The sequence below is a fragment of the Pedobacter metabolipauper genome (genome assembly GCF_004362715.1).
Taxonomy (GTDB): Bacteria; Bacteroidota; Bacteroidia; order Sphingobacteriales; family Sphingobacteriaceae; genus Pedobacter; species Pedobacter metabolipauper.
Map to the genome: position 1 here is coordinate 1,166,979 of NZ_SNYC01000003.1, position 12,989 is coordinate 1,179,967.

The following is a 12,989-nucleotide window of genomic DNA, read 5'->3' on the forward strand; positions in this document are numbered from 1 at the left end:
AACTTTCTCAACATGAACAACAAACTCAAACCGGTAATTTTTTATACCATCGGCAGCATGATTGGTTTACTCGCTCTATTTTCCTATATTTCTTTTTTTCAGTCTGTGGACTTAAAAAAAGCCGGGGATATTTTTTTCAAGGTTGGCTATGTTATTGGCTACCTTTCCATTCCTCTTCTTTTAACTGCCTTAACCATTTTCTTGTTCATAAAAGCAAAAAATGCAGGCAGGATTAAAAAGAATACCCGGTATTTTTAACCGATCAACTGCTTTAGTACCGGCCAAACTTTAGTAGCCACAATGCGATATCCGGCTGCTGTTGGATGCAGACCATCGTTTAAATTGAGGTGTTTAACTCCGAGTACGCCATCCAGAAGAAACGGCACCAGTGCCATATCGTTATCGCTGGCCAGTGTACGGAATATGTTCCGGAAGGAAGCAGCCAGTGTACCCGGAATCCATGCGGGGATCTCCATTCCCAGAAGCAGCATTTTAGCTGCCGGATACCTGTTTTTCACTTTACTGATAATAGCCTGTAAGTTTTTATGGGTTGTAGCCGGTGAAATGCCCCGCAGGATGTCATTTGCTCCCAGTTCCAGCACAAACACATCTACAGGTTCATAAAGCAGCACATCTACCCTTTGCAGTCCGCCTGCTGAGGTGTCTCCGCTAATGCCTGCATTGGTGATCTTATATTCCAGTTTTAAAGCGTTGATATTTTCCTGTAATAACGCTGGCAGGGACTCTAAAGAAACATTTGCCAATCCGTAACCAGCCGTTAAGCTATCTCCTAAAAAAAGTATGCGTTTCATTTTGTAATAAACTGAGTTTTGGCCATTATGTTTTAAAAGTTAACAGATACGATTCATTTTAATTCTTATATTGTACCTGTATGACATGGAACCGTTTTAACTTTCTGATCCTTTTGCTGCTGTATACCTCCTTTCAGCTGAATGCACAGGAACAAACACTCTTTAATGCAGCTGATCTAAAGCTGATCTCTGCTGATTTCAGTTTTACCGAAGGCCCTTCTGCGGATAAATATGGAAACGTATTTTTTACCGATCAGCCGAACGATAAGATCTGGAAATTTGACACCGATGGAAAGCTCAGTATATTCCTGGAAAAGTCTGGCAGGTCTAACGGCACTTATTTTGACAGGAAAGGCAATCTGATTGCCTGTGCAGATGAAAAAGGAGAATTCTGGTCCATTACACCTAAGGGTACAGTAACTGTTTTTAAAGCTTCTTACCTTGGAAAACAGCTGAACGGCCCGAACGACCTGTGGATAGATGCTAAGGGCGGGATCTATTTTACTGATCCCTATTATCAGCGTCCCTACTGGACAAGGACTGCACCTGATCAGCCTGCTGAAAACTTATATTATATGGCTAAAGGAAGCCAGGTTATCACTTTGGCTGCAGATAGTTTAAAAGGCCCAAATGGTATTGTCGGTACCCCGGATGGTAAATATTTATATGTTGCGGATGCTAAAGACAACAAAACGTACAGATATAATATCGGAAAAGACGGCAAACTAAGCGGAAGGCAGCTTTTCATTAAACGTGCCTCAGATGGGATGACACTCGATGAACGTGGAAATATCTATTTAACCGGCAATGGTGTAGATATTTATGATCCACAGGGAAAAAAGGTTGCACACATCAATGCAGCTGGCGGCACTACCAATGTATGCTTTTCAGGAAAGAACAGCGATGTCTTATTTATAACTGCGGGAAAATCAATTTACACCCTTCCGATGCTCGTTAAAGGTATGCCGTAATTTAGCGTTCAATATGCTGCAGAATCGCTTTACAAGGAATGGCTGAGGTAACGATAACGGTATGTTTTTTATGCAATGGCACATTAAAATATTGACCTGGCACAAGATCATAGGTTTCTTCACCATCATTAATGTCCACGGTACAAGTCCCTTCGAGGATAAAAAACTTTTCCCTTTCATTATCATGAACTTCTGGAAATGTGTTGTTCTTTACCCAAATCAGATAGGAGGTCATCCGGGCATTCTTATCGATCTCCCGTATAAATATGTTCTTATACGGTTTGTCCGGCGCAAGATCAGCGTTGTTTGCCCAAATTGCAAAATCTTCAGAACGGGAATTTTCATTGATCTCAGGGACAGGATTAAGCATTTTTAATATAGTTGCCAAGCCTCCCTTACGGCTGGGTTCTTTTTCCCATTCTTCATTATATTTTTCTTCAACGGCATCAAGAAAATCGGTTATTGTGCGTATTGAATGCTGAACCCTTGGGTAAAGTGACTTACCTTTTGATTTTGAATACTCAAAAAGGGCATGGATAATTGAACGGATCTCTTCCCGAAGACCTTCATGAACTGCCGCTATTTGTTCGATCGTGATGGCCTCATCACGGCTTAACTCACCTGATATGTATAGATTCAACATTTCTGAAGAAACAAAATCATCCCAATTTTCCATTATATTAATGAATTTCAAACGTTAATTTTAGCATCACGAGCTATTTTTTGTAAAGTATTACACTTTTATTTAAGAAATACCAGCTTATTGATCGCATTCAGACCACATTATGTGTTCTGTTTAAGTTTTTATAAAAATAGTTAATTTTATTCAGCTAACAAAATTGATTTTTTTAAAATTAATCTATGGCAAATAAAACTTTATTTATCCTAATTTTTTTCCTCAGCACCAGCGCACTGATTGCGGAAATTATACATCCAAGCGGAAATACCTTTATATAGGTGAACAGTACAACGAATGCTGGTTTTTTATACATTTCATTATTGATGGAGATCGCTTCGGCCCTGGCAGCTATTTCAGATGCTGTTGCTCCAGATGATTTCAATTGAGATAAAACTTTTGCCGCATATATTTCCATAAAATCAGGCATGAATATATAATACTCAACTAACCATACCGCAACATACATGGAAGAGGATAAGAGCGTAATATAAAAGCCTATTTTAAATGCTTTCTTAAACGTGATCTTTCCATTTTGATATTTGTCCCGGTAATTTTTAATCCCGATTGATACCATTGAAAAAGCCAGGAACAGCATTCCATAATTAAGAATTATGCTGTCCCGGGAATCCGGACGGGTATAACACTGGATTGTTGAATAGAGTAACATGGCAATTGCCATTAACCCGGCAATGAGCCCATAAGTTAGGATGATCTTTTTCACACGTTTAAATTTGGCTTGAATTGTTTTCAAAATTATAAATTTTACAGGTCTCAATCAACTCATTTTGACAATAAGTAAAACTCTTTTATCATTCAGATGTTATAGAAGAAACTAATAAAAATATTATGGGACTTTTAAAAACAGCATTAATAGGTGCCGCATTGTACGGAACTATTAAATATATCAATAAAAAGGACATTAACGGCAGATCAATTGCAGACGACATTAAGGAAAAAGCACCGGAATGGCTGGAAAAGGCGAAAGAATATACACAGGAGATGAAACTTAAAAATTCCCTGTAATATGCCTGATGCTTAATTTATAAATACCTCATTCCAAAACGGTTAGAATAAGGTATTTATGTACTAAAATGAATTCCTGAATTGCGCTCTCTATCTCTCAATCAACCAATATTCCATAGCACTGACTGGCTATTTCATATTCTTCATTGGTAGGTATAACGAGGATCTTTACCGCTGATCCTTCTGAACTTATGTCCAAAAGTGATCCTTTATATTGCGTATTCTTTTGCTCATCGATATGAATATTCAGATATTCCATCTCTTTGCAGATCGCTGCCCGCATGGCCTGATCATTCTCTCCTACTCCTGCAGTAAATATGATCGCATCAATTCCATTTAACACTGCAGCATACGCACCAATGAATTTCTTAACCCGATATGCATAGATCTTTAAAGCCAGTATGGCATTGGCATTTCCTTCTGCTACAAGTTTGCCGATATCACGCATGTCACTGGATCCGCCCACTCCCAGTAATCCGGATTGTTTATTGAGCAATGCGCTAAGCTGCTCCAGGCTGTAACCGGAGTGTTCCATCAGGTGGAAGATCACAGACGGATCTATATCTCCTGAACGCGTTCCCATCATTAAGCCGCTTAAAGGACCAAAGCCCATGCTGGTATCAATAGACTTACCTCCTTTAATGGCAGACATGCTGCAGCCGTTACCCAAATGGATACTGATCAGCTTTGCTTCTGGTCTATTCAACGCGCTTATGGCCTGCTCACTCACATATTTGTGGCTTGTTCCATGAAAACCATACACACGGATGCTGTGTTCTTTATAGTACCATTCAGGAATGGCAAAGCGATAGGCTTCTTCCGGAATGGTTTGATGAAACGCTGTATCAAAAACCGCCACCTGCTTTGCATTTGGAAAGGTTTCTTCTGCAACTTCTATACACTTATAATTTACAGGGTTGTGCAATGGTGCAAGTGAAAACAGTTTTTTAATCTGCTGTTTAACTTCTGGCGTGATCAGTGTGGCCCCGGAAAAATGCTCCCCGCCATGTACCACCCGGTGTCCGACAGCTGAAATATCATCGGGACTGCTGATTACAGCTTCTTCACCTTCTGACAATAACCGGAGCACCTGTTTCAATGCATCGCCATGGTTTGCAATAAAGCTATCCTTTTCTGTACTTTTTTTCTGGCCGTTTAAAAATTGTGTGTGTTTTATAAAAGATCCTTCTATTCCAATCCGCTCTACTAAACCACTGCATATCGGGTCTTTGGCCGGCATTTTAAAGAGTTGGTATTTTAAGGAACTGCTTCCTGAATTGATCACTAAAATATTCATATATCTATATATCCTGGCATTGAATGGCTGTAATTACGACTGTATTGAAAATATCATCTACCGTACAACCACGGCTCAGGTCATTAATGGGTTTATTTAAGCCTTGCAGCATTGGGCCTATCGCTAAGGCGCCGGTTTCCCGCTGCACGGCCTTATAGGTATTGTTTCCTGTATTCAGATCCGGGAAGATCAGCACACTTGCTCTTCCTGCAACTTCTGATCCAGGTAATTTTTGCTGACCTACGAGCGGATCTACCGCGGCATCATATTGAATCGGTCCTTCTATCTTTAAATCCGGGCGCCTGGCCTTAACAATTGCCGTTGCGGTTCTTACACGTTCTACGTCTTCCCCCTCGCCCGAACTGCCTGATGAATAGGACAGCATCGCAATTCTCGGTTCTATGCCAAAGCGTGCACTGCTTTCTGCGGATGAGATTGCTATTTCTGCAAGTTGTTCTGCGGTTGGATTTGGATTTACTGCGCAATCTCCAAATATAGCTACGCGCTCGGGCAGGCACATGAAAAAGATGGAAGATACTACCGATACACCTGGTTTTGTTTTCACAAACTGCAATGCCGGCCGTATGGTATGCTGGGTAGTATGCACTGCTCCTGAAACCATTCCATCGGCATGGCCTTTGTACACCATCATGGTTCCGAAATACGATACATCGGTCATCATATCCCTGGCCATCTCCATATTCACATTCTTGGTTTTACGCAGTTCATATAAGGTTTCTACATAATCATCATAATGTTCTGATTGTGCCGGGTTATGGATATGAATGGAATTAATATCCAGGCTTAGCCCTAATCTTTTAATGGTTGTTCCGATCTCCAATGGATCGCCAAGCAGGGTAATGTCTACAATATCCTGGGACACCAGTCTTTCAACAGCCTTTAAGATCCGCTCATCTGTTCCTTCCGGAAGCACAATGTGTTTTTTCTGGCTTTTAGCCCATTTTACCAGCTGGTACTGAAACATATGCGGCGTGATGCCTTCATAATGGAAGGTGATGATCTTATCATCGAGCATCTGCATGTCTACATATTTTTCAAATATGTCAATTGCGAGTTCTATTTTTTTACGGTTATCAATGGTGATCTTGGAATGAATAGATCCAATGGCTGTAGTTGTTTCAAAGGTTCCCTTTTGCACGGATATAATAGGGATTACGGTTTGAAGTCCCTGAATTAACCGCAGCATGGGTTCATCAGGTAAACTTCCTGCAGTAAGCACAATACCTGCCACTTTCGGATAATTTGCCGATAGATTAGCTTGCAGGGATCCAATTATAATGTCGCCACGATCGCCAGGCGTAATGATCAGTACATTTTCCTTAATATGGCTTAAAAAATTAGGCAGCATCATGGCACCGGTTACAAAATTATCAACCTGGTTGGCCATCAAATCTTCACCAAACAGCACTTTTGCATTTAGGGCCTGGGTAATCTCTTTCATGGTTGGGCTTTGCAGTCCGCTTTCCATTGGGATGATGGTAACCATAAGATCTGCCGGCAGCTGTGCAGTTAATGCAAGTCTTACTTTATCTGCATCTTCGGGGTTAACCATATTGGCAATCACCCCAAGCACCTGGACATCACGAAGCAGGAAATTTCTGTAAATGTTAACGGCAGTATTTACGAGCTGTGTAGCTGTTTTAAGTTTTCCGGTAACAACAATAACTACAGGTGCTCCGAGATTCTTGGCAATCAGTGCATTAGATTCGAACTCAAATGCAATACCTTCGCCCAGAAAATCACTTCCTTCTATTACGGTAAAATCATAATTATCTTCTAATTTCTTATACTTACTGATGATGGTATTGATCATCTCCCCGGTATGCTCTGACTCACTTTGCTGCAATACCTGCTGGCGGGTAAAGGCAAAGGTATCTGCATAATTAATGGGAAGGGAAAAATAGTCAAGAATGGCCTCAATGTGCTGCTCCTTTTGTGAATGGTCGTCTTCTGCGATAATGGGTTTAAAATAACCCACCTTTTGTGTTTTGGCAAGAAGCATATTGACCATTCCAAATGCAATTACGGATTTACCGGTATAGGGTTCTGCTGATGCTATAAAAATGTTCTTAGTCATAAGGAGCGGGATTTAATTCTATTCCAATTCGGATTTATCGATTCTGGTACTGTAATCTCCATCGGCAATCTTTTTAGCAATATTGCCGATGATTTCAATCTGTTTTTCTTTTTTCTCTTCTTTACGGATCAGCTCGTTTTGCAGGTCTACCGTGATCTGCGCATCTTTTCTTACCCGGTAATAAAATACAATGGTAATGATCATGGAGATTAATGCTGCAATACCAATTGCAATTGGGGTAAATACAGCGAATTTATTCATTTCTGCATTTCGTATGATCATCAGTTTATCTTCCCGGCTTGTCATGGCATTGATTACCAAACGTACAGAGTCCATAATTTGTTTACCTCTTAATAAGGTAGATGTAGAAGGCGGAATGCCTCTTTTCTTATCGGCCACGGTACCATCAATAATTTCGAACTTTTCTTTGATGAGATTTTCGAGTACCGGAAGGTCTTTTTGCTGTGAACTGTTGTCGATCGTCAGCATTTGAACCGAATTAAAGAAGTCCATTACGTCATCTTTAGCTCCGGTATAGGGTTCTAGAAAAGTTTCTTCATTTGACAAAAGATATCCACGCTGCCCGGTTTCGGCATCTTTCATTCGTGAAACCAGTTTATCGAGACCAAGTTTAACTTCTGCAGTATGATCCACCCATTGCTGGCTATCAATCAGTTGTGTAATACTAATGTAGGATAAAACTGAACTTAGGATCAAGATCAGTAAAGAAAAGCCAAACCCAATTAACAAGTTTCGTTTTGAGCGTTTTTGGATACGTTCCATAAAAAATTACGATAGTTTTTATGGCTTTAAAGATATAGGTAAAAGTTAGGAAAGCAAAGACAATATCGCTGGTGTTTACATTAAAACACCAGCGATTTGAAAACCCGTTAAGAAAGGATCTTATCTGGTGTAATTGGCAATGTTCTGATCCGCTTGCCGGTCGCATTAAATACGGCATTGGCTACGGCTGCTGAGAAGCCGATCAATGCGATCTCGCCCATCCCCTTTGCTCCCATCGGGTTGGTATAAGGGTCTGGTTTATTGATAAATATAACATCGATATCCGGAACATCGGCATTTACCGGCACGTGGTAATCGGCAAAGTTGTTATTGATAAATTTTCCATAGCGGTGATCAATCACTGATTCTTCTGTTAGTGCCATTCCAATGCCGCCTACCGCACCGCCAACCATCTGGCTTCTTGCTGTTTTCGGACTTACGATCTTACCGGAATCACCTACAGATACAATTTTAGATACTTTAACTACGCCGGTAAGCTCATGTACTTTAACTTCTACAAAATGAATGGAGAAGGAATACATAGAATACTTACTTTGATCGTTACCCGGACTGGATTCTTTTGTGACTTCTATAGATGGAAGGTTATTCTTTTTAAGGATCTCGGCAATGGGATCCGTCACGCTCATTCCGCTGTTGGCTGCAAGTTCTGCGAGGTTATTCTTTAACGCTGTGCAGGCATCGTGTACCGCGGAGCCTACGGTTGACATGGTTGCCGAACCACCCTGGCTTGGTGCAGGCGGTAAGGAAGAATCGCCCAGTTCAAAGGTGATCTTATTTACCGGAACGCCCAGTACACCATGTGCTACCTGAACCATTCCTGTTCCCGTACCCGGACCGATGTCACTTGAGGCACTTTGCAGCAGCAGCCTTCCATCGGCATACCATACCCCACGTACGGTTGCCTTTCCTCTTCCGGCACTAAATACCCCAGTACTCATCCCATAGCCTACCAGCCATTGACCTTCTTTATTTTGCCGCGGCTCATTCTTTCTTTTACTCCATCCCAGTTTGTCTGCGCCCAGCTTATAGGCTTCATCAACGTATTTACTGGAGAAGGGCCTGTTCTTTTCCGGATCGGTTTCTGCATAATTCTTTAGCCGGAATGCGATTGGATCCATCTTCAGTGCATGTGCCATTTCATCCATTGCACTTTCCAATGCAAATGCTCCGGTAGCTTCTCCGGGTCCGCGCATCCAGATTGGGGTTCCCACATCCAGCGGAAGTATTTTATAGGAAGTGTTTACATTGGGCGACTTATACATGAATTTAGTCATATTGACGATGTTCTCTGTAAAATCTTCATAGGAAGAGGTCTGGCCTATAGCATGATGCGTTATACCTTTCAGCACTCCATCCTGATCTGCACCCAATCCTATCTTTTGCCAGGCATGCGGCCTGTGGCCCACCAGTGTAAACATCTGATCCCTGGTAATGACCAGTTTTACAGGACGTTTAACTTTCTTTGCGGCCATGACCACTGCTATTTCAACCGGCCAGGTACGAAGTGCCATTCCGAATCCACCGCCTACAAACTCTGAGTTGACCTGTACATTTTCCATAGGGATCATGAAGGTTGATGAGATCGTATTTTGAGTTGCCTTTACACCCTGTGTTTTTGCATATACAGTAACCCTGTTTTCGGTATCCCAGTGCGCAAGCATCCCATGAAGCTCCATTGGATTATGGGTTTCTGTAGGTAATATATATTCTTGTTCAATGGTGACTGCCGAATTTTTATAGGCCTCTGCCTCTCCTCTTACATAGAATGCAGAAGATGGGTTTCTTGGTGGTTTGGCTTTACTGATATTTTCATCAAAATCAGTAGCATGTATTTCCTTATTGTAACTAACCTTTACAAGCGCAGCTGCATATACCGCACGCTCATAGGTATCGGCCACGACCATAGCTACAGGCTGTCCGTTAAATGCGATCTTGTCGGTATAAAATATTTTTAGCGTTCCGTTTGGAACAGGTTTGGTATTTGATGCTTCATAGCCTTTTACTTCAGGCCGGTTTAAATGGGAGACTACCGCCAGTACCCCCGGTGCCCGTTCAGCAGCTTTGCTGTCAATTCCGGTTATGGTGCCTTTGGTTATTGTTGAGGGCACCAACACACCATACGTTATACCGGGCAGCTGGTATTCTGCAAAGTATTTTGCTTTACCGGTAACCTTATCTATCCCATCAACGCGATCGGTATCGTCTTTTAATAGTGAGTTCTTCATCATGTTACGCTTTTGATTTGGCCTGGTTTAACGCTTCAATAATTGAATTGGGTGCCAACTTTAATTTAAAATTATTTTGGCCAAAAGATTTCGAACCTTTTAAAGCAATCTCAGATGCCAGTTTAAAATTGACTTCTGTGGCGTCTTTTCCGGTTAAAAAAGCTTCTGCTTCTGTTAAACGCCAGGGCTTGTGTGCTACCCCGCCCATAGCCAGGCGCACCTTAATGATCCGATTAGACTTCAATTCTAAGCCTGCTGCAACGGAGACCAATGCAAACGCATACGATGCACGGTCGCGGACCTTTAAATAATAGGAGTTCTCTGCAAGTGTATTTAATGGTATTTCTACGCGTATGATCATTTCATTTGCCTGAAGATTATTATCCTTTTCCGGAGTAGCGCCGGGCAAACGGTGAAAATCTACAAAGCTGATTTTTCTTTCTCCCTTTGGGTTCATGATCACCACTTGGGCATCCAATGCTGCGAGGGCGATGCACATGTCGCTCGGATGAACGGCAATACAGGCTTCTGAAGTTCCAAAAATAGCATGCATCCGGTTATATCCTTCTTTAGCACCACACCCTGTTCCGGGTTCCCGTTTATTGCATGGCATGGTAATGTCATAAAAATAACCACACCGGGTGCGCTGCATCATATTACCCCCTACAGTAGCCATATTTCTTAACTGGGCGGATGCACCCGCATTTAATGCTTGTGACAATAAAGGAAATCTTTGTTTTACAACCGCGTGTTCTGCGACTGCGGCATTGGTAGCCAGGGCACCTATATGTAATATATTCCCTTTAAGTTCTATTTGTTTTAAAGGAACATTATTGATATCGATTAGCTTTTCCGGAGCGGTTACCCCGCGTTTCATAAGATCTACAAGGTTGGTTCCGCCTGCAATAAATTTAGCCGTTTTATCTTTACCCAGCGAATCTACGGCCGCTTTCGATGTTGTGGTTCTGATGTATTGAAAATTGATCATACCGTACCTCCTGATTTTTGAACTTCTTCAATTGCATCTACTATATTTGGATAGGCACCACAACGGCATATATTACCGCTCATATACTCCCTGATATCTGCTTTTGATTTGGCATGACCTTCCCGGACACATGCTACAGCAGACATGATCTGGCCTGGTGTACAATAGCCGCATTGAAAACCATCGTGTTTAATGAATGCCGCCTGCATGGGGTGCAGCGTATCGCCTGTGGCGAGTCCTTCTATTGTAGTAATGCTTTTACCTTCGTTCATGACTGCTAGACTTAGACAGGAATTTACACGTACTCCGTCTACATGAACGGTACAGGCACCGCATTGCCCATGATCACATCCTTTTTTTGTTCCTGTTAACTGCAGTTCTTCCCTCAACAGATCAAGCAGGGTAACCCTGGGTTCAATGGACAATGCATGTTTGCTGCCATTTACATTTAAGGTTAGCGGTATCTTTTCAAACAAAGCGGCAAAGCGCTCATCTACCTTTTTATCTGCGGCCTTAAGTACGGTGACCGGGGTAAGTGCCAGCGCAGTATATAAGGTGGATTGCTTTAGAAAATCCCTCCTGCTATCTTTTTCAGGACAGTTATTGGTTTTTTTATCCGCCATAGTTTAATCTGTTTTAATCCATTTCATGATTTATTAAGTTCGTTATTTCATCTCTTAAAAAATCAATTATTTGATATTTAGAAGCAATCCATTTAATCGCTTAGGGTTTAACCAAAGATTTGATCCAACCTGATTCGTTATTGTTTGCTATAATTAGCTGATAATCTTCAAACTGTCCAAGTAAGCTGACCTCATCGCCTGCCTTAACCGTTAATTTAACAGCGGCAAGGCTATCCGGGTGATCATATACCGGCTGTGACGGAGCTTTTATTTTAATACTGCGCAAAGGTTTTGTAACGGACGAAACCCGGTTATCCCTGATAAAACCAATTACCCCATTGGGGAGTTCGGCACGGTACCATGCACCATTGGCTGCTCCAATATGAAGTATATTTTCGGATTTAAGCGCAGCAATGACTGCAGATCCTGCATCTGGCAGCAGATGCAGCGCTGTATTGTTGGTTGTGCGGACCGTGGCATTGAGGTTATTGAGGGAGGCTGAAATATTTGGTGCTGGGTTAACTACCGGATTGATATATGGAAACGGATCTATTGTGCCGGATGAAGTATAGATTCCAAAATGGAGGTGCGGTGCTGTGGTACGCGCATTACCGGTATTTCCCATTAAACCCAGTGTATCTCCTGGCAATACCTGCTGTCCTTCTACAGCAATCTGCCGATCTAAATGCGCATAATACAGCGTATAATCCTTGTTCAGAGGTCTCAGCCATACCACTTTGCCACCCAGGTTATTTTCATTAACCCGCGTAACGGTACCAGCAGCTGCAGCAACCACCGGGGTCCTGAATGCCGAGAAAATATCTACACCTTCATGTTTTCTTGAATTTGCATCGCGGCCATCACCAAAGAAACTCTGGATCTGGTTTTTACCGGTTGTGCTGAGCGGATATCCCAATGATGGACCAGAAGTAATCTCTAATGTATATTGGCCGCTGCGCAGCAATTCTGGCTGCATCCGGATCAGATATGTTGCATTTTCATCGGCATCAAATGAAATTGGGCTGTTTAGTGTGTCAGACGAAGCAATCAATTTTGACTTTCCATTGTCTTTAATCTCCATAATATCCAGGTAGATCATAAATTGTTCCGCTGGTTTTTTAACGATGCTCACCTGGATCTTCTTTCCCTTTACTGCGGTAAAGCGGTAAGCAGCTGCGGGAACTCTTTCTGCAGAAAAATATCCGGTCTCGCGAAAAGGGATTTTTATAGACAGTGCTTTTTCTAAACTTTGATCTGCCGCCTTGATCCATGCAGTACCCATTGCTGTCCGGTCCAGACCGGCACTAATCAGTTTTCTTTTATACTGTTCATGCAAAGATGCAGGCTTAAATAAATTAACTGCTCCAGAATTGCAAGAAAACAAACTGGCAGTAAATACAACAGTAAAAAATTTGATTATTTTAATTTTATCAAGTATGCTCATTAAGTATAAATTATATCTACATTTA

General features: G+C 41.8%; 13 protein-coding genes. 3 read left to right on the top strand and 10 right to left on the bottom strand.

Going from position 1 to position 12,989, the window contains the following annotated elements; translation table 11 throughout:
• The first annotated feature begins 12 nt into the window (after positions 1 to 12).
• The gene (locus ATK78_RS05075) at positions 13 to 258 is read left to right on the top strand and encodes a hypothetical protein (RefSeq protein WP_133574950.1); all 246 of its coding nucleotides are present in this window, start codon (positions 13 to 15) and stop codon (positions 256 to 258) included.
• On the opposite strand, the gene ATK78_RS05080 is transcribed toward ATK78_RS05075, so the two are convergent.
• Positions 255 to 812 (bottom strand): arylesterase, encoded by a 558-nt coding sequence (locus ATK78_RS05080; protein ID WP_133574951.1) that lies wholly within the window; start codon positions 810 to 812, stop codon positions 255 to 257. The two genes, ATK78_RS05075 and ATK78_RS05080, sit on opposite strands and share 4 nt — an antisense overlap.
• A gap of 80 nt (positions 813 to 892) precedes the next feature.
• Between ATK78_RS05080 and ATK78_RS05085 the strand changes: the two genes are divergently transcribed.
• Entirely contained in the window at positions 893 to 1,783 is an 891-nt protein-coding gene (locus tag ATK78_RS05085) for an SMP-30/gluconolactonase/LRE family protein (protein WP_133574952.1), read from the top strand.
• 1 nt (position 1,784) lies between these two features.
• Here ATK78_RS05085 and ATK78_RS05090 read toward each other — a convergent pair whose 3' ends face one another.
• Together ATK78_RS05090 and ATK78_RS05095 are read right to left on the bottom strand one after the other, a co-directional pair.
• Complete coding sequence (locus ATK78_RS05090) at positions 1,785 to 2,459, bottom strand: cupin domain-containing protein (protein WP_133574953.1); 675 nt, start codon at positions 2,457 to 2,459, stop codon at positions 1,785 to 1,787.
• Positions 2,460 to 2,637: 178 nt separating this feature from the next.
• Positions 2,638 to 3,213: a DUF4199 domain-containing protein gene (locus ATK78_RS05095; RefSeq protein WP_133574954.1), complete on the bottom strand. Its 576-nt coding sequence runs from the start codon at positions 3,211 to 3,213 to the stop codon at positions 2,638 to 2,640.
• Positions 3,214 to 3,308: 95 nt separating this feature from the next.
• On the opposite strand from ATK78_RS05095, the gene ATK78_RS05100 reads away from it, so the two are divergent.
• The gene (locus tag ATK78_RS05100) at positions 3,309 to 3,485 is read left to right on the top strand and encodes a YtxH domain-containing protein (RefSeq protein ID WP_133574955.1); all 177 of its coding nucleotides are present in this window, start codon (positions 3,309 to 3,311) and stop codon (positions 3,483 to 3,485) included.
• A 97-nt stretch (positions 3,486 to 3,582) separates the two neighbouring features.
• Here the strand turns inward: ATK78_RS05100 and ATK78_RS05105 are convergent, their stop codons facing one another.
• The 7 genes from ATK78_RS05105 to ATK78_RS05135 form a co-directional block, all read right to left on the bottom strand.
• Positions 3,583 to 4,782 (bottom strand): acetate/propionate family kinase, encoded by a 1,200-nt coding sequence (locus ATK78_RS05105; RefSeq protein ID WP_133574956.1) that lies wholly within the window; start codon positions 4,780 to 4,782, stop codon positions 3,583 to 3,585.
• Positions 4,783 to 4,786: 4 nt separating this feature from the next.
• The gene (pta, locus tag ATK78_RS05110) at positions 4,787 to 6,880 is read right to left on the bottom strand and encodes a phosphate acetyltransferase (RefSeq protein WP_133574957.1); all 2,094 of its coding nucleotides are present in this window, start codon (positions 6,878 to 6,880) and stop codon (positions 4,787 to 4,789) included.
• Between the two features lie 18 nt (positions 6,881 to 6,898).
• Positions 6,899 to 7,663, bottom strand: a complete 765-nt coding sequence (locus ATK78_RS05115; RefSeq protein WP_133574958.1) for a CHASE3 domain-containing protein — start codon at positions 7,661 to 7,663, stop codon at positions 6,899 to 6,901.
• Positions 7,664 to 7,770: 107 nt separating this feature from the next.
• Positions 7,771 to 9,912 (bottom strand): xanthine dehydrogenase family protein molybdopterin-binding subunit, encoded by a 2,142-nt coding sequence (locus tag ATK78_RS05120; protein WP_243732443.1) that lies wholly within the window; start codon positions 9,910 to 9,912, stop codon positions 7,771 to 7,773.
• A gap of 1 nt (position 9,913) precedes the next feature.
• Positions 9,914 to 10,897 carry an FAD binding domain-containing protein gene (locus ATK78_RS05125; RefSeq protein WP_133574959.1) on the bottom strand — a complete coding sequence of 328 codons (984 nt, stop codon included), beginning with the start codon at positions 10,895 to 10,897 and terminating at the stop codon, positions 9,914 to 9,916.
• Entirely contained in the window at positions 10,894 to 11,520 is a 627-nt protein-coding gene (locus ATK78_RS05130) for a (2Fe-2S)-binding protein (protein WP_133574960.1), read from the bottom strand. The genes ATK78_RS05125 and ATK78_RS05130 overlap by 4 nt, the downstream gene beginning before the upstream one ends.
• A gap of 100 nt (positions 11,521 to 11,620) precedes the next feature.
• Positions 11,621 to 12,856, bottom strand: a complete 1,236-nt coding sequence (locus tag ATK78_RS05135; RefSeq protein ID WP_166664828.1) for a peptidoglycan DD-metalloendopeptidase family protein — start codon at positions 12,854 to 12,856, stop codon at positions 11,621 to 11,623.
• Positions 12,857 to 12,989 lie beyond the last annotated feature (133 nt).

Bases quoted from the DNA above. Each gene is read 5' to 3' on its own strand.
- ATK78_RS05115 (WP_133574958.1), bottom strand. From the start codon at position 7,663: ATGGAACGTATCCAAAAACGCTCAAAACGAAACTTGTTAATTGGGTTT.
- ATK78_RS05080 (WP_133574951.1), bottom strand. From the start codon at position 812: ATGAAACGCATACTTTTTTTAGGAGATAGCTTAACGGCTGGTTACGGA.
- ATK78_RS05130 (WP_133574960.1), bottom strand. From the start codon at position 11,520: ATGGCGGATAAAAAAACCAATAACTGTCCTGAAAAAGATAGCAGGAGG.
- ATK78_RS05085 (WP_133574952.1), top strand. From the start codon at position 893: ATGACATGGAACCGTTTTAACTTTCTGATCCTTTTGCTGCTGTATACC.
- ATK78_RS05125 (WP_133574959.1), bottom strand. From the start codon at position 10,897: ATGATCAATTTTCAATACATCAGAACCACAACATCGAAAGCGGCCGTA.
- ATK78_RS05120 (WP_243732443.1), bottom strand. From the start codon at position 9,912: ATGATGAAGAACTCACTATTAAAAGACGATACCGATCGCGTTGATGGG.
- ATK78_RS05090 (WP_133574953.1), bottom strand. From the start codon at position 2,459: ATGGAAAATTGGGATGATTTTGTTTCTTCAGAAATGTTGAATCTATAC.
- ATK78_RS05075 (WP_133574950.1), top strand. From the start codon at position 13: ATGAACAACAAACTCAAACCGGTAATTTTTTATACCATCGGCAGCATG.
- ATK78_RS05105 (WP_133574956.1), bottom strand. From the start codon at position 4,782: ATGAATATTTTAGTGATCAATTCAGGAAGCAGTTCCTTAAAATACCAA.
- pta (WP_133574957.1), bottom strand. From the start codon at position 6,880: ATGACTAAGAACATTTTTATAGCATCAGCAGAACCCTATACCGGTAAA.
- ATK78_RS05100 (WP_133574955.1), top strand. From the start codon at position 3,309: ATGGGACTTTTAAAAACAGCATTAATAGGTGCCGCATTGTACGGAACT.